Source organism: Cupriavidus sp. 96C5-1 (genome assembly GCF_057798855.1).
Genome location: NZ_JBYOJU010000026.1, coordinates 120,493 through 141,892 on the forward strand (window position 1 = coordinate 120,493; position 21,400 = coordinate 141,892).

Below are 21,400 nucleotides of genomic sequence, written 5' to 3' on the forward strand. Positions count from 1 at the left end.
GCATGACTACCCAGTGAGCCAGCCTATCCCAGCCCTCAGCCATCCCTGCCCCGCTCCCGGGCGCCGCCGCCTGTTGCGCGCGGCTGCCGGGTGGCCGCTGCTTCCCCTTCTTCCCTTGTTCCCCCTCGCGGCCTGTACCGGCCAGCCGGTATTTGCCTCGACCTTCCTGCAGGTATGGCGCAGCCATCTCGAACTCGGGCAGGCACAATGGCACCAGCGCCTGAAGGCCGTGCGCGCCCTGGGGTGCGGTGAGATCGTGATCCAGTGGGCAGCCGTGGATGGCGAGCAGCCCTGGCAAATCCCCGATGCGCTGCTGGATTTCCTGTTCGACGATGCGGGCCAGCTCGGCCTGGGCATCCGGCTCGGACTGCCCTACGACGAACGCTGGTGGCAAGCACTGGGCGCGCCCGACGACGCCACGCTGCCGCGCTTTCTCGCACGGACCCGCGCGCGCAGCCTCACCTATGCCGAGCAGGCCAGGTGGCCGGGGCGGAGCAATTTCCGCGGCTGGTATATCCCTTATGAACTGGAGCAGCACAACTGGGGCACGCCACAACGGCAAGCGCTGCTGGTGCCCTGGCTGCATTCCATCGCGGCCGGTGCCGCCCCCCGGCCGGCCATTTCCACCTACTACAGCCGCCTGCCCTCTCCCGGCACGCTGGAGGGGCTATGGGCCGCCATCCTCGGCCAAGTGGCCGTTCGCCCGATGATCCAGGATGGCGTGGGGGTGGCAGGCCTGGACAACTACCAGGCGCTGGCGCCGCTGCTCGCACTGCTGCGCGAGCGCAAGACATCGTTCGACCTGATCGTGGAACTGTTCCAGGAACTGCCGTCCGAGCGCCAGGACGGCACCACCTTCAAGGCCGTCTCCGCCGACCTGCCGCGGCTGCGGCAGCAACTGGCCATCGCGCGGCAAACGGGTGCCCGGCAACTGGTGGCCTTCGCCCTCGATCCCTGGGTGATCGGGGAATCGCCGCAGGCAAGGCAGTTGCTGGAGGCCTGGCGCGAGCTTGGTTGAAAGGCGCCATGCCACCTATGCCCTGACAGCGCAAGTCGCGATAAACGTCGGGATATAGCGATCGATCACGAACCATGGCGAGGGTTGCCAATCCTCGTAGAGATCCGCAAGCATGAAGCCCGCCGCCAGTTCAGACGAGATCCGGCCGGGCGAAGAAGGCATCGAAGATCGCCAAGGTGGCGGCGTCCCTCTGCGCGTCGATCATATGCGCGGCGGGCTGCCGAATCGGCACAGGACGCTTGCGCTGGTGCCCGACAGGCTGGTTGTGCTGGAGGTGATTCCGGTGGCGGGCCACTGAGCCGAGGCCCGCCTGGAAGGCCAGGAACAAGGCGCGCCGGCGGGCCCATGCTCGCCCGCCGCCGCGCTCACTTGGCCCGCTCGCCCTGGAGCCCGACGACGCTCGCTTCGCGCTCCGTCTCGCGCGGCATGACGAGCGTGCCGCTCCACATATCGTCCACCCGCTCGCCGTGCAGCACGACGTCCAGGCCTTCGCGCTCATCGTCCGCGCTCACGCGCAGGCCCATCGTCATATCGATCAGCTTGAGCAGGATGAAACTGGCGGCGCCGCTGTACACCAGCGTCGTCGCCACGCCTTTCAATTGCAGAACCACGCTGCCGTCGGCGCCGCCGATCTCCTTCACGGCAAACACGCCGGTCAGCACGGCGCCGACGATCCCGCCGATGCAATGCACCCCGAATGCATCGAGCGAATCGTCATAGCCAAGCATGCGTTTCAGCGCCGTGGCCGCCCAGAAGCAGATCACGCCAGCGGCCACGCCGATCACCAGCGCGCCGCCGACGCCGACGAAGCCCGAGGCCGGCGTAATCGCCACCAGGCCTGCCACCGCCCCCGATGCAATACCCAGCACCGACGGCTTGCCCTTGCTCAGCCATTCGGCGAACATCCAGCCCAGCGCGGCCGCCGCCGTGGCGATCTGCGTGACCGCCATCGCAAAGCCGGCACGGCCGTCGGCGGCCACCGCCGATCCTGCATTGAAGCCAAACCAACCCACCCACAGCATCGCCGCGCCGATCAGCGTAAGCGTGAGGTTGTGGGGCGCCATCGGCTCCTTGCCGAAGCCGACGCGCTTGCCCAGCACCAGCGCGCACACCAGGCCCGCGATCCCCGCGTTGATATGCACCACCGTGCCGCCGGCGAAGTCCAGGATGCCGGCGGCCGCCAGCCAGCCGCTCGGCTCCCACACCATATGGGCGATCGGCGCATAGACAATGAGCGACCACAAGGCCATGAACACCAGCATGGCCGAGAATTTCATGCGCTCGGCGAAGGCGCCGCAGATCAGCGCGGGGGTGATGATGGCGAAGGTCATCTGGTACACCATATAGACCGTTTCCGGAATGGTCGCGGCCAGGTGGCTGACGGTGAGCGTGGTCGCCTTGTCCCCCTTGACGTAGTTCATGCCGTGCAGCATGAAGCGCGACAGGCCCCCGATGAAAACATTGCCCGGGGTGAAGGCCAGGCTATAACCGACGACGGTCCAGAGTATCGTGACCATGCAAGTGATGGCGAAGCTTTGCATCAGCGTGGCCAGCACGTTCTTCTTGCGCACCATGCCGCCGTAGAAAAGCGCCAGGCCAGGTACCGTCATGAAGAGCACCAGGGCCGTGGAGGTCAGCATCCAGGCGGTGTCGCCGCTGTTAAGGTTCCTGGCATCGGTGACAAACGGCGCGGTGGGCGCCGCGGGGACCGCATCCGGCGCCGCGGGGGCTGCCGCGGCCGTTGCCGCGGTGGCGGCGGAGGCGGCGTCGTCGGCCAGCGCGGCGCCGGAATGACTGCCCAGGCTCAACGCCACCGCGGCGAGCGCCCCCACTATGACGATTCTGGCAAACAGCTTCTTCATGGGATGCCTCCTGCCTGTGCAAATGTGTGTAGGGTCAGAGCGTTAAAGCGTTAAAGCGCATCGGCGCCGACTTCGCCGGTGCGGATCCGGACCGCCTGTTCGATGTCGCAAACAAAAATCTTGCCGTCCCCGATCTTGCCGGTGCGGGCCGCCTGCTCGATCGCCTCGATGGCATGCTCCACCTGGTCGTCGCGTATCACCGCCTCGAGCTTCAGCTTCGGCAGGAAATCCACAACGTACTCGGCCCCTCGATAGAGTTCCGTGTGCCCCTTCTGACGCCCGAACCCCTTGACCTCGGTCACGGTCATGCCCGCTACGCCAAGCCCCGAAAGCGCTTCGCGCACGTCGTCGAGTTTGAACGGCTTGATGATTGCGATGATCATTTTCATGAAACTCCCCCCTTGAAGGCTGCATCAGGATGAAGCGAAGCGGTTCGGCGGCGCAGTGCCGGCGCAGGCACGCGGACGGCATCCGCCGCCCCGCAAACCTGCGATCGATGCGAGCAATGGCTGCAGTTGGAGAGTGAGTGAACCGAGTTTCGAGTCCAGCGTACCGCTTGCCCCGGTCAAGCGATACGGGTGAGGCATGGGCCTCCCGGGAACGCGGCATTCTGCCGATCCGGGAAGCGCCCTGTCATCTCGGCCTGTGCAAAGACCGGCACTGGCGGCGCTGATCGACAGCGCGCCGGCATGCGGGTCCCCGTTAGCCTGTTCTCCCCCGTGAGCCAGGGAATCCGTAATGCGCAACGGGCCAGGAAACCGGACACCTCCAGCAGTGGGCTTTTTTTTCATCATGCGCCTCGCGGGGTCAAGTGAAAATGCTGGTGCTCGGTGATTTGCTGCAACTCCCGTGCCATACGGTGGCGTTGCGCATCGATCGGATGCTCGCGCACGCAATGCAGACGAAAAAGCACCTGGCCGCTTCGAAAGATTGCCAATGCGAACTGGCGAGCGCATGCCGCACACCGGCGCTCTGTTGGCCGTGCACGATAAATGGGCGCGGCTGCACGCAAGTGGCACAAGAAAAGGGAATGCACTCGCCATCGATCGACGCGCGATGGCTGGCTTTCAGTCTGTCGGTGCCGGCACCGATGCCCGGGAAGGGCCGCCACCTACCCGGTTCAGGTGGCTTTCTGGATACCGGCACGCCTGCCGGCGTTGACGCTGAACAATGGTGACGCCAAGCCTTGCGAATTCATGCAAGGGCCGGTACAGGGCCGCCTATGCTAGACGCAGGCGTCGGCAGGGGCGGCAGCGGCCCGGCCGCGTGACCACAGGGTCCAATCCCGGTTCAAGGAGATGACAATGAACAAGCGCTTGAGTGAGGAAGGCATGGATCTGCTGTTTCGCGAAGCACGCACGCACAATGCCTGGCTGAATCAGCCCGTGAGCGACGAGACCTTGCGGCAGCTCTATGACCTGATGAAATGGGGACCGACCAGCGCCAACTGCAGTCCCGCGCGAATCTTGTTCCTGCGCACCCCCGAGGCCAAGCAGCGCCTGTTGCCCGCGCTGGCGCCAGGCAATGTGGATAAGACCATGGCCGCGCCGGTCACCGCCATCATTGCCTACGATGTGAAGTTCTATGAGTTTTTGCCCAAGTTGTTTCCGCATGCGGACGCGCGCTCCTGGTTTGCCGACACACCGGAACTGGCCTCGGCTACGGCGAGGCGGAACAGCTCCCTGCAGGGCGCGTACTTCATGATCGCTGCACGCTCGCTGGGACTGGACTGCGGACCGATGTCCGGCTTCGACAATGCCAAAGTCGACCACGAATTCTTCCCCGCGGACACGAAGGCCAATGCCTTCCAGCTCGAACACTTCCCGGACAGTCACGTGAAAACCAACTTCCTGTGCAATCTGGGCTATGGCGATCCCGGCAAGCTGTTCCCGCGCAGCCCTCGCCTGGACTTTGACGAGGCATGCAAGCTGCTCTGACCTGCCTGGGCGCCGCTCATGACGGCCTCCCTGGCCGGGGTGCCGTTATCAGCTCGCATAAGGCGAATAAAAGCACAAGCGCAATCCAGGGGAGGCCCGGGACGCGCCGGCGTCTGCGCGAGGACTGCGAGATTACTCCGGCCTCCCCGCGCCGAAACGATAGACCACCAGTTGATCAGTGCCCGACTCGGCCGCCCAGGCTTCGCCCGCGCGGCCGAGCATTTGCCGCACGCCAGCGTGCGGCGGCGAACTGGTGAAGGTTTCGAAGCGACCCGTTTGCGGGTCGAAGCGCAAGATCGCATTCGCGCCCCAGTCGCTTAACCACACCTTGTCGCGCTCGTCGACATAGACGGCATAAGCGTGAGGGCCGTCGCCGGGCAGGCGCCATTCCCGCCAGCGGTTGGTGGCGGGATCGTAGGCGCCAAGCTTGCCGGCGGTCCATTCGCTGACCCACAGGATTCCCTTGGAATCCGACCAGATACGGCGTGGCCCTGCGTGCGGCGTGGGCGGCACGATGGTATGCGCGGCACCGGTAACCTTGTCGATGCGCGCGATATAGTTGCCGGCCAGCGAAGCGTAATAGACATCGCCGCCGGGTGTGACCGTAATGCCGTAGGGCCCTGCCCCCTCCGGAGCATCGAACACGCGTATGTGGCCGCTGACGGGATCGACTTCGCCGTAGACGCCATTTTGTCCGGTAAACCACAGGTGCCGCTGCGCGTCGAACACGGCTGTGTTCAGATTGGCATTCGGGTGCCCGGGCGGGAGCGGAAAGCGCTTCACCGCGCGCGTGGCGGGGTCGACACGCACGATTGCGTTCTGGCCGCCATCAGTGACCCAGGCCGCTCCGTCCGGCCCGACGATGACGCCGTGCGGTGCTGCGCCCTTGCCGAGCGGAATGTGCATGGTATTGCCGGTTGCCGGATCAAGCCGCCCGAGCGCGCCAAGCGGCTGGGCCGTGTACCAGACCGAGCCGTCCGGGGCGGGCGCTACGTCATGGGGATGCGCGCCGGCCGGCACCGCATAGCTCTGGATGCGCACCGGCGCGGCACCCTGCGCGCTGGCCAGCGAGGCTGCTCCCGCCAGGACCCATGCAGCGAGTACCGATGAGAGGGAAGCTGCGCGCATTGCCGGCTCCTTCCTGAGGAAGCTTCATTATAGTTTTACGCATACTATTCTTCGCGGCCCGCCAGTTCAATGTGATAGACCAGGCGCTGGAGGAAGGTCCGCTGGCCGGGGGCAAGGCCGACAAAGGTACAGCCGATGTGATGCGTGGCGCGCTGGTCGCTCCAGACCAGACCGTGCCCGACCACTTGCAGGTCGAACTCCAGTTCGCCCTGGCCGCGAAAATCGAGCCGGCATCCCGGCAGGATCGTGCCAGCCGACAGCTGCGCCATACTCACAGCCGTGGAACGAAGGCCCACACCGGACAGAGAGAGGTCCGCGATATCCAGTCTCAGAATCTGGTCGTCGCACGTGCGTAGCTCACAACGGTAGCCCATGGCGGCGTGGGGTCGTGCGCGGGGATGGCGACGGCGCTCGAAATGGTTGAGCTGGGACGGGAAGGCGACGGCGCAGGCCGTGCCGCCTTGGTACTTGACTGGGTAGGGCCGTCCGATGACGAAGTCGATCCTGACATCGCGCAGCACAGCGGTGACGGCAATCTCATCCGATGTCAGCAGCAAGTCCCGCTCGGCCTCCGTGCGGCATCCGTCGAAGACGAAGGTACAGCCAACCGGGTCGACTTTCAGCAAGGTGGTGGCAATCCTGTAGCCGTCGCGCGTGCGTAGCCGGACAATACACTTCAACCAGGCGAGATCGAGCAGCACGGCACTGATCTGCACGGGGAGGGTCAACCTGTGGCAGGCATTCAATAGGGAGTCGCCTGGTGCTGGCATGCGATCTGTTTGCCGCCTGGCATTGGAGGGATTGAGGCTCACGAAATCCTTCAACAAAGAGGACGAGGGATACGTCTCGACGCCAACGGCGGTAGGGATCGGATGTACGGACAACCCGCAAGAAGAAGATAACGGTAGAAAGCGGCAGGACTTAAGCCCTCGGCGCGGCCGGATATCAGCCACCATCGCGGAAACAAGTGCACGCAGCGGCACAAGGACGCAGTGGGACGCTTTCGGCTAAGCCTGGGCGATGACCGCAGCCGGTAAAACCAAAGCACTAATGCCAGAGGAGGATTGTGCAATCCGGCGGGCAGCGAAATGATAGGCCACTGCCGGTTTGTTTCCGTCGTGTCCGTTCCGGCGCCGTTGTTCCGATCCAACGCAAGATTCGGCCCCTCACCGGGGTACGGAGGCTGATGTGTCGACGCTTCAGTCCACGCTCGCTGACGGCTTGCATCGCGGCGCCAGGCAACCCGCGCGGAGTGCGCGGACCGCGCTGCCATTGCTATTGCTGATGCCGATGCTGATGCTGATGGCGATGACCATCCTGCTGATGCCGCGCGCACGAGCCCAAACACCGTCTCCGCTGTCTGAGTGGCAGTATTCGGTAGGCATCCCCCTGGAGAAGATGTTCGAGCCCGAGACGCCGACCTGGGAGGTACGCGTCGGCCTGGGCGCCATCTATCGCCCCCGCTATGACGGCGCCTCCAGCTATCAGGTGCTGGGCGGCCCCGCCGTCGACGTCCGCTATCGTGACCTCCTCTTCGCTTCGACCGGCGAAGGCATCGGCGTCAATCTCGTCAGCACACCGCACTGGCGGGCCGGCGTGGCGATCACCTACAATCTCGGCCGCCGGGAAGCCGACGATCACGCTCATCTGCGCGGCATGGGCAACATCAACTTCTCGCCGGAGGCCAAGGTGTTCGTCGATTACGTGGTTTCGAAGGAGATTCCGCTCGTGATCCGCGCCAATGTCCGGCGCGCCATGGGCGGCTCCGACGGCTGGATCGGCGACCTCGGTGCCTACCTGCCGCTGCCGGGCAGTTCGGAGACGTTCTACTGGTTCGCCGGGCCAACCGTGACCTTCGCCGATGCGCGCTACATGAACACCTGGTTCGGGGTCAGCGCAGAGCAATCAGCGCGCTCCGGCTATGCGCAGCACCAGGCCAGCCCCGGCATCAAGGCTTATGGCGCTGGCCTGAGCGCTATACGTTTCTTCGACAGGCACTGGTTTGCAACGACCGACGCCAGCGTGTCGCAACTGGTGCACGGCATCGCCAGCAGCCCGGTCGTGCAGCGCGCCACCAGCTTCTCGTTCGCCGTGTCCGTCAACTATCAGTTCTGAACCACCCGGTGCCCATGCGCTAGGAATGTCGACGGACCTAGTCGATAAGCCCGCGCCAGTAAGTCCGGTAGCGGCGGCCCAGCACCGGCCCGGACGGCGTAAACACATTGGTTCCGCTGACGGCCGCCTGGTACGTGTTACCGCCGATCTGGACCGAAACCGGGACCGGCGTCGGCGCATAGCCGCCGCCGGTCAGCACCAGATAGCGGTCTGCGGCCGTCAGGCCACCGTCGCCCGTGAGATCACTGGTCGAAGCGGCGGTCAGATAGTTCATCATGTAGTAGCGCGCTTCTCCGAGGTTTCCCGTACACGAATTGGTGGCCGCTGTGGCCGGCGTGTTGGTGGTGAACATGACTGTGCCGGACAGTGTGGTGGAGCCGCTGACAACCTTCTCCCCCGCACCGAGCGTGACATACCAGCCACTTGCCGTCGATAGCGCCAGCGTGGCGGCGGCGATCTGGGCTGGCGTGCCGACCTGCATCAGATCGGCGGTGGCGTCATAGAGCTGGCCGGCAACGCCGGTCGTGGCTCCTGCCACGCCTTCAGTGATGGGTGTCGAACGCACGGCGTTCAGGCTGTGGTCATCCTTGATCATGTAGTACCGATTCTGGATGGTGGTATCGAACGGGTGCTCGCGGTCACCGGAACCGATCAGCAGGCTGTCGGTCGGGTTCAGCACGGTGGCGGGCACAATGTCAGGTGCGTAAAGGAACTTGCGCGCAGCCGCACCGCTGCCTCCGAGCGAGGCAAGCTTGGTTACGGTCCAGTTCGCCGGCGAGGCGTCGCCGATGTTGATCCGCCAGATATTGGCGCCGGTATCGGCGGCGTATAGACGATCGATATATCCGTCGCGGTTGGAATCGTAGATCGCGACATTGGAGGGAATGGCGTAGGTCATACCCGGCACATTCAAGCCCGTTGAGCCGGTGGCCGCGGCCGGGCCGGCCTGCCAGACCAGATTGCCGGTGGCGGCATCCAGCACCATCACGCCGCGGCCCTGGGTAGCGGTGCCTTGCACGATGGTGTCGTTGGCGGCGGCATCGTAGCCCAGCCCGAAGATGACTACCGCGTTGCCCTGGTTGGCTTTCAGCCTGGCAACGCGCAAGTCCGCCCAGGTCTGGCCCAGTTCACCGAACCCCGTATCGCTGGCGCCATGCTTCCACAGCAGCTTCGGGGTGGTTGGGTTGGTCACATCCAGGGCATAGATGAAGTTCCCGCCCCGACGCATGGTCAGGAACAGGTAGGCCTTGGTGACCGCCCCGGTGGTGGGGTCCGACTCCGTATAGGCCGTTGACGAACCATCCACGAAATAAGGCTTTGGCGCCGAACTCGAAATCGACGGCGAGTGGTTGTACATCCTGCTGAACTTCGGGAAATGCTCGGACGGGATGAAGCTCCACAACTCCGTCCCGCCGGCACTGCTCTGGCCACCCTTGACGGCATGCAACATGCCGTCGTTGGCGCCGTAGAAGACCACGATGTCGTCGGCGGTGCGGTTGTAGTTGATCACTGCCGGCCGGGAGTGCAGCACGTCGCCATGCGCAAAACCACGGATATTGTAGACAGGCGGGGCCGAAGGGTTGGCCACAAGGGGGTCGTCCGCCAGGGTATTGCCCCCTCGCACCCAATTGATGACAGGCTCGGTGCTGGCCCCGCTCGACAGGCCGAGCATAGTGGCCACGATCGAGGAATTACCGGTGCTGAATGGCGTGCCGGACAGGGAAGAACCCGTCGTGCAAGTGCCGGTGCAGGTATAGACGTTGCGGCTCGCCTGATTATTCGCAAACGCGGTGCGCAGGTATTGCCCCACCCCGCCCTTTTCCACCAGGTCGCCGTCCGGCGAATCCGAACTGCCCCCCACCCCCTGCGAATTCACATAGTAGTTGGGATTCCAGAAGGTGGAGGGATTGGTCCAGAAGCTGATCACGCTTGGGTTGACGAAGCCCGTCGTGTTGCTCTGCACCTTCGCGCCAACGCTGTCGGCCATATACACATTGCCGGTGGCGTCCACGGCGAGCTGGTACTGCTTCAGGTTGCCGACCCAGTTCGGCTTGGCATAGGCGTCAGGGCGGAACGCGCCCAGGTACACCTGGTTCAGATAGGTGCCACGCACGCTTACCGACACCGGCAGGGAAACCGAGGCAAAGACGGAGTTCACCGCCTGGATCTGATTCAGGATATTGTTCAGCGCCGCGGCCAGAGCGGTATCGCTGCCGGCCTGGAAATAGTCGCCACCGCCATTGCCTGCGACGCTCTGCATCATGGCCGTGAAGTCGGTATTCTGCTGCGCGTTGTACGCGTCGATGGTGAAGGTGGTGACGGAACCGTTCGCGGCGGCCGCGCTACCGGCGCCGAGATCCGGGCGCAACTTCAGGAAACGGGCCCAGGCGGCCTGGACATTCGAGACTGTGGAATACCCAGGGTATTTCGCCAGCGTGGTGCTGGCTGGGTCCGTGCTGGCCGGCACGGGTGGCAACTGGCCCTGCCGGTTGTTGCCGATGAAAATGATGTAGGTGTGCGCACAGCCGCTGCCGCCAAGAGGGCTGTTGTACGCCGAACCATTGGCGGAGGCCTTGTAGGCGTAACCCGAAGACAAAGCACCAATGGCGGAAGTTGTCAGATTGTCCTTGCTGGTACCTGGATTTCCAGCGTAGTCCGCGAGCGGGTCCATGCCCGCCCAGCTGCCGGAACCCTTGAGATAGAGCCAGGCTTCATACAAGGCATTGGCGTAGTCGCCGGACGACTGGTTGATTTTCTCGTCGGGGGCATTGACATCGATGCCGCCTACAATATTCTGCAGCGCAGTATTGTTGGCAGCCACACTCATATCGCGTATGCCATAGCGCAAGTAGCCGCCATCGCGGCTGTTCGCCAGGGAGAACATCATCAGGCCCACATTGGCCGGCTGCTTCAGGCCGGCCACGAAGTTCTTGATGGCCGCCAGTTCCGCCTGGCCCTGCGTTGCCGACCCGACCCATTTCTGCGAGGCCTTCGACCAGTTGGCAGTGTTGTCCAGGATAAACAGGATATTTGGCGCCGGCGATTTCACGCCTGGCGGCTGGTTGAAGATATCAGTGTCATCCGTGCGGCCGGTGATCGACACGAGCGTCAGCGAGGCCAGCAAAACGAGCTTCAACAGTCTCAACATATTCACGGTGCCCCCCGGGGCGATGCAAGTTGTGATCTAGGGACAGGTGGCCGTCGAATTCATGCGCACCCGGGCACCTTGATGCACGGTAACGGTGACGCCGCTTCGATTGTCGGTAGCGACCGCACTGATATCCCAATAGGTATCCTTCGGTGCCGAGTCAGCAAAATCGACGCTGTAGCCATCGGCAGCAGTCAACTGCAAGCATGTCGGCTTGGCAGTCTGGACGGTGTAGTCCGCCACGCCGTCGTTATTGATATCGATGCTGAAAGTCTGCGCGGTAGGCGTGTAGAAGTTGCTGACCGAGCCGATGACCTTTTCGATCGTCTGCTGCGCGGCAGCCGTTGCCTCGATTCTGGCTTGCTGATTGCCCACGACCTTCAGGTTGGTCTTGCTCATGCGCATGGCGGAGACCACCAACAGGGTCAGGACAATCAGCATGACCAGCCCCACCACCAGACTCATGCCTGCCTGGCGCAGCCCTCCCTGGAATAATCGACGCCGCATCTTTACTCTCTCCGGCTGCTGAGGTTGATGACGCGCACGATGCCGGTGTAGACGTGCCGCTTGAAATTATCCGCGAAGGGGCCTACCGAACCGGCCGCTCCCATGCTGTAGGTCTTCGCCGCCAACGTACTGTCGACGAAAGTCGACACCTCCGTGTTGCGCGCCAGCAAGTTGACCTGCACGGCCATGATATTGGGCCAGTCGGCCAGCGCAGGCGCAGTTGCGAAGGGCATGGCTGGCGCACCCTTCCCGACAGCGTCGATGCCATAGTCCAGCTGCAGGTTCTCGATGCCGTCGACCAATGGCGTCGTGACCCAGCTCGACGCGCCGCCCGCTACCGCGATTTCCAGGCGTTTTAACGTCGGCACCGGCTTGCCGCCGTCCGCCGCCGCGGTGCAGGTAGTGGCGCCGGCGGCCAGGACGTTGCACGGGCTGATGAAATAGATATGCTCGATGTAACGGCGCAGCGCGGCCGGCGTAACGCCGTCGTTCTGCACCAGGGTGTAGACGGAGGGGGTTGCCGGCGTGGGGTCCGGACCGACAGCCGTCACCGGCGTACCGGTGGGGGTAGTCTGCACATACACCTGGCCCGCTACGGCAGTGGCAGGCGTTGGGAGGGTGTCGGTCGTTTCAAGACGGCGCACCACCAGGATATCCGTCCCCGCCAGGTGATTTGCGTTCGGCAGGCAAGCCGACAGCGGTGCCGGTACGGTGACTGGAGCATCGTAGCCTTGCATGGGCAAGGCCAGGGAAGCGGCAACGCTGGTCTTGTCGATTGCACACGGATCCGGCAAGGCAGACAGGGCCGTAAACGCGCCGCCATACTGACCATAGTAGCCGGCATGCTGGATATCGTCTTCCAGCAGCGTGAATGCATAGCGACCGTTCTCGATCTGCCGGGCCGACTTGTCGAGCTCGGTACGGGTGCTGCTCTGCTGGCTGATCAGCGCCGCGACACCTGCCATCAGGAACAGGCCGATCGTGATCGAGATCATCAGTTCGACCAGCGAAAAGCCCGCCTGACGGGAGCGCAAACGCACTGAGGCGGTTGACTTTGCCATGTATTGAGCCTCAGTTCAGGTTGGCAATCTGCAGTGTTGCGCTAACTACCCGCCGCCGCGCCTCGTCACCGTACAGCCCCTTGCCGCAGCCAAGACCCGCGCCCGGCGCCACCGTCTTCCCCACGCCCAGCCAGGCCACGCTAACCAGATAGACGCCGCTGACACTGTCATAGCTGACGCAGCCGCGCGCGCCGATCATGGCGCCGACGTTGCCGCTGGCGTTGGTTTCAGCCGCGCCGGCGAGCAGACTGCTCCAGGCCGCAAGATCCCCGTTGGCCATGGTGTAGGCCTGGACAGTGCCAAGGGAGCACGCCGGCGCAGCGGCGGCGCCCGTTCCCAGATAGGGCAGCCCGTTGACCGGATCGGCGGTGAAGGCATAACAGCCGGCGACCGACCGATTGGCATTGATGCGGCCGATCATGTCCTGCAGCAGAATCAGCGCCTGGGTGCGCTGGTACGACTCGGCCTCCGCGCGCTGGCTGGTCAACATCAGGCCAACAAGACCCAGCAGTCCGAGCAGCAGGATGATCAGCGTAACGAGTACCTCGATCAGGCTGAATCCCGATTGGCGGCTGATTGGCGATGGGCTCCGCATCAGCAACTCCCGGCCTGGCTGCTTGGCAGCCCGCTCAGATCGACATTGATGCAGCGCTGCGGTGCGGTGGAGTTGGCCGCGCTGATACCAAAAGGACTGATGGTGGCAGTGAGGCGGCCGTTTCCGTTGTAGACGAGCCCGCCCGCCGGGCCTGTCATGGTCAGCCCTTGCAACGCCTCGTGCTGGCTGAGGGTGGTGGTGCCGCTTGTGACCGTCCAGCCGTTCTGCCAGCCGCCCGACGCCGGGGCGACGGTAACACCGCTATCGCGCTTGATCGCCTCGCTGCGGGCATAGATCAGCGCGGCGACAATATCGTAGCCAGCCGCCCGGATCCGCTGCCCTGATATGAAATCTCGAAAGTAGGGAGTGGCGATGGCCATCAGGATGGCAGCAATCGTCACCGTGGCAATCAGCTCGATCAAGGTGAACCCCCGCTGCAGGTGTCCTCGAGCGTGCCGCGCTTCTGCAAGGCTGGGCAACATGGTTACGTCCATGATTCACTCTCACCAGCAACCAGCCACGGTGCCGCTGCCGCTGATCCCCTTGGTGCCCGTCTGGTCGACGGTGAGATTCATGCATTGGGCATCGTTGGTGGCCTGCGCGCCGATCGGCGTGGCGGTCACGAGGTAGGTCGGCGGGGCGACGGCGTTGCTTGCCGCCACGGTGACGTTGTAGTTCTTTGCCACTTCCGCTGGAATGGTGGCATAGCCGAGCGCCGTCATGGTTGTGGCGTATTGACGTGCGTCGAGGTTGTACTGCTCTTGCTGGTTGGCCACGCCAAGAATGAAACTCTGGGCGGCAGAACGGTTACTACGGATCACATATTGCGTGTAGGAGGGATAGGCAATGGTCGCGAGGATGCCGATGATGGCCACCGTGATCATCAACTCGATCAGCGTGAAGCCAAGCTGGGCGCTTGCCGTGCGCAAGGCCGCTACGCTGCTCGGCTCACCAATGCGAAAGAGGAGGCGCGCGCGCGCCAATGCGCCTGCCGCCGATCGGCATGAAGACTGACCCATGATTGACCCCACTGCTTTTATTTTTTGGCTTCCAATCCTTCCGGCTTATTTTAATGCGTGCTGCCGGACAGACGGACGCTAAATTTAACAACTTTCTCCGCGCCACCGCCACTCATTCGTAAAGGCCGGCAGAATATTTTTCCAGCACGTCGCGAATTTCAGACAGCGACTTCCCCGATAGCCTTCGATTCGATCCGTGCATGCATAACATCCTTGCCATCTTGCTGGAAATCGAGTGTGTCAGACAGTGCGCTGTTCTCGAATGCCGGTTCAACACCGGTGCAGCAGCAGATGGCACCTGTAGCAGCCTTTCAACGTATGGGATCTGGCGCGTCGAGCACGGGTGCGCAATGCGCTGGCCGACGGCGCGTGGCGAATCGTGCACGCCGGAGACCGCAGCAAATCGGAGGCTGCGGTCAGGTCTTCCCGCGAGAGGTCAATGAGACACCAGCGGCCACCAGCGGCGCATGGTCAGTCGAAGCTTTTCAAAGCGCGTTTCTCTCCACATAAATTCAAATAAAGTAGTGAAAAAATCACTTCACCCATCGCCTCGGTATTGGACGCATACGGTTATCCGGCTTCCAGATAAAAATAGCGGAGGTGGATTCGGAGTTATCATTAAATCACAATAGGCTACAGGCCTGAAGCGCAAGATCCCGCACGGATAATACGAATAACCCTATTGAGCACGGCAGTCCGGATTTGCAGAAGGGCGTGCGCGTGCCGCGGCCGCCAGGCTCTCCAACCACTTACGTTCTCGCCCGGCTTCGCGACGCCCACACAACACCCACGCTGGATTTGAAAGATAACCCGCCCTATCCTTTCTTCAGAACTTCGCCATCGGCCCCAAGCAACCAGCCACCATCCAGCCAGCCCCCTCGACAGGAGACAATCAAGATGCAAACCCCGTTATCGCGGCGAGCCCTCCCGATACTCGCTGGCCTCGCCCTGGCCGGCGCAATGACCCTGGCCCATGCCGCACCGCTCTCATTCACCGTGCCGCTCACCGGCGCGCAAGAGGTGCCCGCCATGCAGACCCAGGGCAGCGGCTCAGCCGACCTCACCTACGACCCCGCCACACGCGTCGTCACCTGGACCGTCACCTACACCGGCCTGTCCAGCGAGGCCACCATGGCGCACTTCCACGGGCCGGCCGCGGCCGGCAAGAACGCAGACGTGAAAATCTGGGTTTCCGGGAAGGGGGCTCCGGCGACCAGCCCGATCAAGGGCCAGACCACACTGTCCGCAGCCGACGCGAAGGCGTTCCTTGCGGGTGATATGTATATCAACGTGCACACCAAGGATCATCCGGCCGGCGAGATCCGCGGCCAGGTGGTACCGCCCAAGGCGAACTGACGCCGCAACTCAGAGATACGTCGCCAGAAGCGCCGCTGCGGCGGCGCTGACCGCGAGCAGAAACAGCGCCAGCGCCGCAGGCGCCAGCCGCGGCGCGGCAACGCTCGCCGGCAGGCGTTTGCGGCCGGTCAGCATGGGCAGCAGCAGGTTGTGCCCCTTGGCCACGGCATATAGCGCGATGGCCAGCAGGTGCAGCGCCACTGCCGCCAGCAGTACATCCCACAGGATCGAGTGCAGTGCCGAGATGGCGTTGGCGATCGCGGCGGGTACCCATTGGGTCAGGGGTCCTTCGTCCGCGATGTCGTTGTTGAGGTAAAGCCCGCTCAGCGTTTCGCCCAGCATCAGGGCGATCAGCAGCATCACCATCCACCCTCCCGCCGGGTTGTGGCCGGCCTGCAGGTCGGCCTCGCGGCGCAAGACGTGCCGCAGATGGCGGATCGCAGCGGCGGGTGATGCCATGAAGTTGCGAAACCGTGCGGTCTCGCTGCCGAAGCAGCCCCAGAGCAGGCGGAACAGCACCAGCGCGAGCAGCGTTTCGCCGATCCGGACATGCCAGTCCATCCAGTTCAGCCGCCAGGTCGCGTAGGCCCCCGCCACCAGCACCACCGCGAGCCAGTGGAACAGCCGTGTCGGCACGTCCCAGACCAGCACGGGGCGGCGATCCGCTTGCGCCAGTGGTGAGATCGGTTCGCCGGCTTTCATATGTCACCCCTCGTGCACCTGGGACAGCCTCCTCGCTTCCATGTTTTTTAAGCCAGTCAAAAGCATTTGTAAATTGCAATTATTTCGCCTTCGTATAGCATCGCTTTTCTTTTTTCTTCATTACGACGCGCGCCGCGCCATGGCATCGGCGCCCACCGCCCAGCATCCCAACGGATAACCGCCATGATGAAGCAAATGCTGATTGCCGCCATGCTTGCTGCCAGTGCAGCCGGCGCGGCTCAGGGCGAGGAACATGCGCCCGGCCACTCGACCCATTGGACCTACAGCGGGAAAACGGGCGCTCCGCACTGGGGCGACCTTCAGCCGGACTACGCCACGTGCAAGCTCGGCCGTGAACAGTCGCCGATCAATATCCGCGGCGCAGTGAAGGCCGACCTGCCGCCCATCGGCTTCCAGTATGTCGACAGGCCTGCTGACGTGGTCAATACCGGGCATACGGTGCAGGTAAACGTGCCCGACGGCGGAGCCATCAGCCTGGCCACTGGCCAGTACGCGTTCGTCCAGCTTCATTTCCATACGCCAAGCGAGGAAAGAATCAATGGAAAAGCCTATCCGCTGGTGGCACACCTGGTCCACAGGAACGCGGCGGGCAAACTCGCCGCCATCGCCGTGCTGTTCAAGGAGGGCAAGGCCAATCCTGTGCTGAAGCGCGTTTTCCCGGCCATGCCTGCCGGTGTGAATGCGCCCAAGCCTTTGCCGGGCGGGCTGAACGTGGCCGATCTGCTGCCGGCGGACCGCGGCTACTACGCCTTCGTCGGTTCCCTGACCACGCCACCTTGCAGCGAGGACGTGCAATGGCGGGTGCTCAAGCAGCCCGTGGAACTGTCGCGCGCGCAGTTGGCCGCATTCAAGCGGCTATACCCCATGAACGCACGGCCGTTGCAACCGCTGAACGCACGCACTATCCAGGCGAGCCGCTGATGCCTGTGGCCAGTTAGCCGCCTCGCCTATCCGCCCACGCGCCGCAAGGCCGCCCCCACCTCCCCGTAAAACTCCCTCAACGCCGCCACCTCCAGATCCGGCGGCAGCAGCGCGGGCCAGAGCAGCCCGACCATATCCCTGGCGGTCCGCTCGATATCCACCGGCCGTTGCCGGGCAATCGCGTCCCAGAGAATATGTTCCATCGGCCCGAGAATCGCCGAACGCAGCAGGCTCAGCGGCAGATCCGTGCGGATCTCCCCGTTCTCCCGCGCCCGGGCCAGCAGGTCCATCAGCGGCGCCGTGTACCGCCGTTGCAGCGGCACGAACACGTCCCCCAGCCCCGGCCCCTTGGCCCGCCCTTCGGACAGCACCAGCGCGCACAGGCCGGTGCCCTGGATCAGGAACAGCCGCAGGTGGGTGCGGACGAAGAATTCAAGCTGGACCTTGGTGCTCTGATCCCGCGGCAGCCCCTCCTCCACCACGCCGATGATCTCGTCGTACCAGTCTTCGATCACCCGCGCGCATAGCTCGCGCTTGCCGTGGAAGTAGGTAAAGACGGTAGCTTCGGAGATACCCAGGCGCTGGGCGATCTCGGTGGTGGTGGTGCGCTCGTAGCCCATCTCGGCGAAGACTTCGCGGCTGACGCGCAGGATGTCGCGGATGCGCTGCTCCGCCTTGGCGCCCGCGGGTACGCGGCGCCGAACCATGGTGTCGTCCATCGACGTGTTACCTCGTTTGCCGGAAGCCGGTCATTGTAGTGCAGCGCAGCATGGGAAATGGCGCCGGCTTGCCCGCCGGCGGGCTACGGCCGGGCGGCAGCGGCGCCGCTTCGCACCTGTCATGGCATTGTAATTGATCTTTACTCAACTCAAGGTTGCATTTTTTTGGCTTAGCGTGTACTTTTCCAGTCAGCGGGCTTGCCGCACCACAATAAATACCCGGGATGCGAGCCAACAACATGCGTACCCCCACAACTTGAGTAACACTCAATAAACTCAAGAAACCGGGGAAACAGACAGCATTGCGACATCGCTTTGGAGACGAGTATGACGACGCAGGGTGCGGCTAGCCCAACGACATTGCCCATTGGCGGGCTGTCCCATGTACGGGGTGAGACAGATATCCCCCTGTCCGAACTGACGGTGCCGGCCTTGCTGGCCGAAACCGTGTCGCGCTTCCCCGACCGCGAGGCGGTGGTATTCCGGGAACAAGGCATCCGCTGGAGCTGGCGCGAGTTCGCGCATACGGTGGATGCCATGGCCGGCGGCTTGCGCTCGCTGGGCCTGGAACGCGGGGACCGCATCGGTATCTGGTCGCCCAACCGCGTGGAATGGCTGGTCACGCAGTTCGCCACCGCCCGTCTTGGCCTGGTGCTGGTGAATATCAACCCGGCCTACCGCCTGTCCGAACTCGAATACGCCCTGAACAAGGTGGGCTGCAAGGCCATCGTGGCGGCAGAGTCGTTCAAGACTTCGCGCTACCTGGACATGCTGCAGACACTGGCGCCGGAGCTGCAGGCCTGCGAGCCGGGCGCGCTGCAGGCGGCCCGCCTGCCGGCGCTGCGCTGGGTGATCCGCATGGGCGGCGAGCGTACCCCCGGCATGCTCAACTACGATGCCCTGCTGGCGGCCGGCACGCATACCAACGTCGCCGAACTCGATGCCATCAGCGCACAACTCGATCGCTGCGACCCGATCAACATCCAGTTCACCAGCGGCACCACCGGCGCGCCCAAGGGCGCCACGCTGACGCACCGCAACATCGTCAACAACGGGCGATTCATCGCCATGGCGATGCGCTTCTCCGAGCAGGACAAGCTTTGTATCCCGGTGCCGTTCTATCACTGCTTCGGCATGGTGCTGGCGGTGCTGGCCAGCGTCTCCACCGGCGCGTGCATGGTGTTCCCGGGCGAGGCGTTCGATCCGGTGGCGACCATGGCGGCGGTGAGCGAGGAGCGTTGCACGGCGCTGCACGGCGTGCCGACGATGTTCATCGCCCAGCTGGACCACCCGGATTTCTCCAAGTACGACTTCTCCACGCTGCGCACCGGCATCATGGCGGGCTCGCCCTGCCCCATCGAGACCATGAAGCGCGTAGTGGCGCATATGCATATGGCCGAGGTGACCATCGCCTACGGCATGACCGAGACCAGCCCGGTGTCCTTCCAGAGTTCCACCACCGATCCGCTCGACAAGCGCGTGACCACGGTCGGCCGCATCCAGCCGCATCTTGAAGTCAAGATCGTGGACGGCGGCGGCGAGATCGTGCCGGTCGGCGAGAAGGGCGAACTGTGCACGCGCGGCTATTCGGTGATGCAGGGTTACTGGGACGACGAGCCCCGCACCCGCGAGGCCATCCGCGACGGCTGGATGCATACCGGCGACCTGGCCACCATCGACGAAGAGGGCTATTGCAATATCGTCGGCCGCGTCAAGGACATGCTGATCCGCGGCGGCGAGAACGTGTACCCGCGCGAGATCGAGGAATTCCTGTTCCGCCATCCCAAGGTGCAGGCGGTGCAGGTGTTCGGCGTGCCTGATCACAAATATGGCGAGGAAGTGTGCGCCTGGATCGTGCTCAAGCCGGGCGAAACGGCTACCGAGGACGATATCCGCGCCTTCTGCCGCGACCAGATCGCGCACTACAAGATTCCGCGCTATATCCGCTTTGTGGACGAGATGCCCATGACCATTACCGGCAAGGTGCAGAAGTTCGTGATGCGCGATCGCATGACGCAGGAACTCGGACTCGACGTAGACAAGACGGCCTGATCCTGCCACGGCCAAGGGCGCCCCCACCCCCATTCCTCCCAGATTCAGAATACAGAATATCAAGAGCACTCAAACCATGAACGAACTCCCCGGCCTCAATTTCCGTCTCGGCGAAGACATCGACATGCTGCGCGAGACCGTGCGCAACTGGGCCCAGGCCGAACTGGCCCCGCGTGCGGCCGAGATCGACCGCACCGACCAGTTCCCGATGGACGCCTGGAAGAAGATGGGCGATCTCGGCGTGCTCGGCATCACGGTCGCCGAGGAATACGGCGGCGCCAATATGGGCTACCTCGCCCATATGATCGCCATGGAGGAAATCAGCCGCGCCTCCGCCTCGGTCGGCCTGTCCTACGGCGCGCACTCCAACCTGTGCGTCAACCAGATCCACCGCAACGGCACCGCCGCGCAGAAAGCCAGATACCTGCCCAAGCTGGTCTCCGGCGACTGGATCGGCGCACTGGCGATGAGCGAGCCGAATGCCGGCTCCGACGTGGTGAGCATGAAACTGCGCGCCGACTTCAAGGGCGACCGCTACGTGCTCAACGGCACCAAGATGTGGATCACCAACGGCCCGGACTGCGACGTGCTGGTGGTCTACGCCAAGACCGAGCCGGAGCTGGGCGCGCGCGGCATGACGGCCTTTATCGTCGAGAAGGGCATGAAGGGCTTCTCGGTGGCGCAGAAGCTGGACAAGCTCGGCATGCGCGGCTCGCACACCGGCGAGCTGGTGTTCCAGGACGTGGAAGTGCCGGTGGAGAACATCCTCGGCGCCGAGAACAGCGGCGCCAAGGTGCTGATGAGCGGTCTGGACTATGAGCGCGCCGTGCTGTCCGGCGGCCCGGTGGGCATCATGCAGGCGTGCATGGACGTGATCACCCCGTACATCCACGACCGCAAGCAGTTCGGCCAGAGCATCGGCGAATTCCAGCTGATCCAGGGCAAGGTGGCCGATATGTACACCACGCTGCAGGCGGCGCGCAGCTACCTGTACACGGTGGGCAAGAACCTCGATTCGCTGGGCACGGAGCACGTGCGCCAGGTGCGCAAGGACTGCGCCGCGGTGATTCTCTATACCGCCGAGAAAGCGACGTGGATGGCCGGCGAGTCGGTGCAGATCCTGGGCGGCAACGGCTATATCAACGAATACCCGGTGGGCCGCCTGTGGCGCGACGCCAAGCTGTACGAGATCGGCGCCGGCACTTCGGAAATCCGCCGTATGCTGATCGGGCGCGAGCT

General features: G+C 63.9%; 21 protein-coding genes. 9 read left to right on the forward strand and 12 right to left on the reverse strand.

What is annotated here, in order from left to right:
- Nucleotides 1–13: 13 nt before the first annotated feature.
- Both AC3FOF_RS25655 and AC3FOF_RS25660 read left to right on the forward strand, forming a co-directional pair.
- Nucleotides 14–1,018 carry a DUF4434 domain-containing protein gene (locus tag AC3FOF_RS25655; protein WP_488728193.1) on the forward strand — a complete coding sequence of 335 codons (1,005 nt, stop codon included), beginning with the start codon at nt 14–16 and terminating at the stop codon, nt 1,016–1,018.
- 112 nt (nt 1,019–1,130) lie between these two features.
- Entirely contained in the window at nt 1,131–1,316 is a 186-nt protein-coding gene (locus AC3FOF_RS25660) for a hypothetical protein (RefSeq protein WP_488728194.1), read from the forward strand.
- Between the two features lie 67 nt (nt 1,317–1,383).
- Here the strand turns inward: AC3FOF_RS25660 and AC3FOF_RS25665 are convergent, their stop codons facing one another.
- Nucleotides 1,384–2,880, reverse strand: a complete 1,497-nt coding sequence (locus AC3FOF_RS25665; protein ID WP_488728195.1) for an ammonium transporter — start codon at nt 2,878–2,880, stop codon at nt 1,384–1,386.
- 50 nt (nt 2,881–2,930) lie between these two features.
- Nucleotides 2,931–3,269 carry a P-II family nitrogen regulator gene (locus tag AC3FOF_RS25670; protein ID WP_035807392.1) on the reverse strand — a complete coding sequence of 113 codons (339 nt, stop codon included), beginning with the start codon at nt 3,267–3,269 and terminating at the stop codon, nt 2,931–2,933.
- A 422-nt stretch (nt 3,270–3,691) separates the two neighbouring features.
- Between AC3FOF_RS25670 and AC3FOF_RS25675 the strand changes: the two genes are divergently transcribed.
- Entirely contained in the window at nt 3,692–4,057 is a 366-nt protein-coding gene (locus AC3FOF_RS25675; RefSeq protein ID WP_488728196.1) for a hypothetical protein, read from the forward strand.
- A 127-nt stretch (nt 4,058–4,184) separates the two neighbouring features.
- Entirely contained in the window at nt 4,185–4,817 is a 633-nt protein-coding gene (locus tag AC3FOF_RS25680) for a malonic semialdehyde reductase (protein ID WP_488728197.1), read from the forward strand.
- Between the two features lie 132 nt (nt 4,818–4,949).
- Here AC3FOF_RS25680 and AC3FOF_RS25685 read toward each other — a convergent pair whose 3' ends face one another.
- Complete coding sequence (locus tag AC3FOF_RS25685) at nt 4,950–5,945, reverse strand: Vgb family protein (RefSeq protein WP_488728198.1); 996 nt, start codon at nt 5,943–5,945, stop codon at nt 4,950–4,952.
- 44 nt (nt 5,946–5,989) lie between these two features.
- Nucleotides 5,990–6,757 carry a flagellar brake protein gene (locus AC3FOF_RS25690; protein ID WP_488728199.1) on the reverse strand — a complete coding sequence of 256 codons (768 nt, stop codon included), beginning with the start codon at nt 6,755–6,757 and terminating at the stop codon, nt 5,990–5,992.
- A 472-nt stretch (nt 6,758–7,229) separates the two neighbouring features.
- Between AC3FOF_RS25690 and AC3FOF_RS25695 the strand changes: the two genes are divergently transcribed.
- Nucleotides 7,230–8,060 (forward strand): MipA/OmpV family protein, encoded by an 831-nt coding sequence (locus tag AC3FOF_RS25695; RefSeq protein ID WP_488728208.1) that lies wholly within the window; start codon nt 7,230–7,232, stop codon nt 8,058–8,060.
- Between the two features lie 37 nt (nt 8,061–8,097).
- Here the strand turns inward: AC3FOF_RS25695 and AC3FOF_RS25700 are convergent, their stop codons facing one another.
- The 6 genes from AC3FOF_RS25700 to AC3FOF_RS25725 are packed head-to-tail and all read right to left on the reverse strand — an operon-like array spanning nt 8,098 to nt 14,390.
- Nucleotides 8,098–11,196: a pilus assembly protein gene (locus AC3FOF_RS25700; protein ID WP_488728200.1), complete on the reverse strand. Its 3,099-nt coding sequence runs from the start codon at nt 11,194–11,196 to the stop codon at nt 8,098–8,100.
- Nucleotides 11,197–11,244: 48 nt separating this feature from the next.
- On the reverse strand, nt 11,245–11,715 hold the full coding sequence (locus AC3FOF_RS25705) for a pilus assembly PilX family protein (RefSeq protein WP_488728201.1): 471 nt from the start codon (nt 11,713–11,715) through the stop codon (nt 11,245–11,247).
- Nucleotides 11,716–11,717: 2 nt separating this feature from the next.
- Nucleotides 11,718–12,776 carry a PilW family protein gene (locus AC3FOF_RS25710; RefSeq protein WP_488728202.1) on the reverse strand — a complete coding sequence of 353 codons (1,059 nt, stop codon included), beginning with the start codon at nt 12,774–12,776 and terminating at the stop codon, nt 11,718–11,720.
- A 10-nt stretch (nt 12,777–12,786) separates the two neighbouring features.
- Entirely contained in the window at nt 12,787–13,371 is a 585-nt protein-coding gene (gene pilV / locus AC3FOF_RS25715; RefSeq protein ID WP_017224992.1) for a type IV pilus modification protein PilV, read from the reverse strand.
- Nucleotides 13,371–13,865 (reverse strand): GspH/FimT family pseudopilin, encoded by a 495-nt coding sequence (locus AC3FOF_RS25720; protein ID WP_488728203.1) that lies wholly within the window; start codon nt 13,863–13,865, stop codon nt 13,371–13,373. Before AC3FOF_RS25720 ends, pilV begins: the two co-directional genes overlap by 1 nt.
- Before the next feature lie 9 nt (nt 13,866–13,874).
- Entirely contained in the window at nt 13,875–14,390 is a 516-nt protein-coding gene (locus AC3FOF_RS25725) for a type IV pilin protein (protein WP_346430269.1), read from the reverse strand.
- An 897-nt stretch (nt 14,391–15,287) separates the two neighbouring features.
- Between AC3FOF_RS25725 and AC3FOF_RS25730 the strand changes: the two genes are divergently transcribed.
- Nucleotides 15,288–15,746: a CHRD domain-containing protein gene (locus AC3FOF_RS25730; protein WP_035807386.1), complete on the forward strand. Its 459-nt coding sequence runs from the start codon at nt 15,288–15,290 to the stop codon at nt 15,744–15,746.
- A gap of 9 nt (nt 15,747–15,755) precedes the next feature.
- Here AC3FOF_RS25730 and AC3FOF_RS25735 read toward each other — a convergent pair whose 3' ends face one another.
- A complete protein-coding gene (locus AC3FOF_RS25735; RefSeq protein ID WP_488728204.1) occupies nt 15,756–16,448 on the reverse strand; it encodes a cytochrome b/b6 domain-containing protein in 693 nt (230 codons plus the stop codon).
- Between the two features lie 183 nt (nt 16,449–16,631).
- Between AC3FOF_RS25735 and AC3FOF_RS25740 the strand changes: the two genes are divergently transcribed.
- Nucleotides 16,632–17,390, forward strand: a complete 759-nt coding sequence (locus AC3FOF_RS25740; protein WP_488728205.1) for a carbonic anhydrase — start codon at nt 16,632–16,634, stop codon at nt 17,388–17,390.
- 26 nt (nt 17,391–17,416) lie between these two features.
- Here the strand turns inward: AC3FOF_RS25740 and AC3FOF_RS25745 are convergent, their stop codons facing one another.
- Nucleotides 17,417–18,109 carry a TetR/AcrR family transcriptional regulator gene (locus AC3FOF_RS25745; RefSeq protein WP_488728206.1) on the reverse strand — a complete coding sequence of 231 codons (693 nt, stop codon included), beginning with the start codon at nt 18,107–18,109 and terminating at the stop codon, nt 17,417–17,419.
- Between the two features lie 327 nt (nt 18,110–18,436).
- Between AC3FOF_RS25745 and AC3FOF_RS25750 the strand changes: the two genes are divergently transcribed.
- Both AC3FOF_RS25750 and AC3FOF_RS25755 read left to right on the forward strand, forming a co-directional pair.
- The gene (locus AC3FOF_RS25750) at nt 18,437–20,161 is read left to right on the forward strand and encodes an AMP-binding protein (RefSeq protein WP_276265613.1); all 1,725 of its coding nucleotides are present in this window, start codon (nt 18,437–18,439) and stop codon (nt 20,159–20,161) included.
- Between the two features lie 76 nt (nt 20,162–20,237).
- Nucleotides 20,238–21,400 (forward strand): isovaleryl-CoA dehydrogenase (locus AC3FOF_RS25755; protein WP_488728207.1); only part of this gene is annotated, 1,163 nt, incomplete at its 3' end.

What these genes read in the sequence shown, in the direction of transcription:
- AC3FOF_RS25660 (WP_488728194.1), top strand. Translation starts at nt 1,131, where the DNA reads ATGAAGCCCGCCGCCAGTTCAGACGAGATCCGGCCGGGCGAAGAAGGC.
- AC3FOF_RS25665 (WP_488728195.1), bottom strand. Translation starts at nt 2,880, where the DNA reads ATGAAGAAGCTGTTTGCCAGAATCGTCATAGTGGGGGCGCTCGCCGCG.
- AC3FOF_RS25670 (WP_035807392.1), bottom strand. Translation starts at nt 3,269, where the DNA reads ATGAAAATGATCATCGCAATCATCAAGCCGTTCAAACTCGACGACGTG.
- AC3FOF_RS25680 (WP_488728197.1), top strand. Translation starts at nt 4,185, where the DNA reads ATGAACAAGCGCTTGAGTGAGGAAGGCATGGATCTGCTGTTTCGCGAA.
- AC3FOF_RS25685 (WP_488728198.1), bottom strand. Translation starts at nt 5,945, where the DNA reads ATGCGCGCAGCTTCCCTCTCATCGGTACTCGCTGCATGGGTCCTGGCG.
- AC3FOF_RS25695 (WP_488728208.1), top strand. Translation starts at nt 7,230, where the DNA reads ATGCCGATGCTGATGCTGATGGCGATGACCATCCTGCTGATGCCGCGC.
- AC3FOF_RS25705 (WP_488728201.1), bottom strand. Translation starts at nt 11,715, where the DNA reads ATGCGGCGTCGATTATTCCAGGGAGGGCTGCGCCAGGCAGGCATGAGT.
- AC3FOF_RS25710 (WP_488728202.1), bottom strand. Translation starts at nt 12,776, where the DNA reads ATGGCAAAGTCAACCGCCTCAGTGCGTTTGCGCTCCCGTCAGGCGGGC.
- pilV (WP_017224992.1), bottom strand. Translation starts at nt 13,371, where the DNA reads ATGCGGAGCCCATCGCCAATCAGCCGCCAATCGGGATTCAGCCTGATC.
- AC3FOF_RS25720 (WP_488728203.1), bottom strand. Translation starts at nt 13,865, where the DNA reads ATGGACGTAACCATGTTGCCCAGCCTTGCAGAAGCGCGGCACGCTCGA.
- AC3FOF_RS25725 (WP_346430269.1), bottom strand. Translation starts at nt 14,390, where the DNA reads ATGGGTCAGTCTTCATGCCGATCGGCGGCAGGCGCATTGGCGCGCGCG.
- AC3FOF_RS25730 (WP_035807386.1), top strand. Translation starts at nt 15,288, where the DNA reads ATGCAAACCCCGTTATCGCGGCGAGCCCTCCCGATACTCGCTGGCCTC.
- AC3FOF_RS25735 (WP_488728204.1), bottom strand. Translation starts at nt 16,448, where the DNA reads ATGAAAGCCGGCGAACCGATCTCACCACTGGCGCAAGCGGATCGCCGC.
- AC3FOF_RS25740 (WP_488728205.1), top strand. Translation starts at nt 16,632, where the DNA reads ATGATGAAGCAAATGCTGATTGCCGCCATGCTTGCTGCCAGTGCAGCC.
- AC3FOF_RS25745 (WP_488728206.1), bottom strand. Translation starts at nt 18,109, where the DNA reads ATGGACGACACCATGGTTCGGCGCCGCGTACCCGCGGGCGCCAAGGCG.
- AC3FOF_RS25750 (WP_276265613.1), top strand. Translation starts at nt 18,437, where the DNA reads ATGACGACGCAGGGTGCGGCTAGCCCAACGACATTGCCCATTGGCGGG.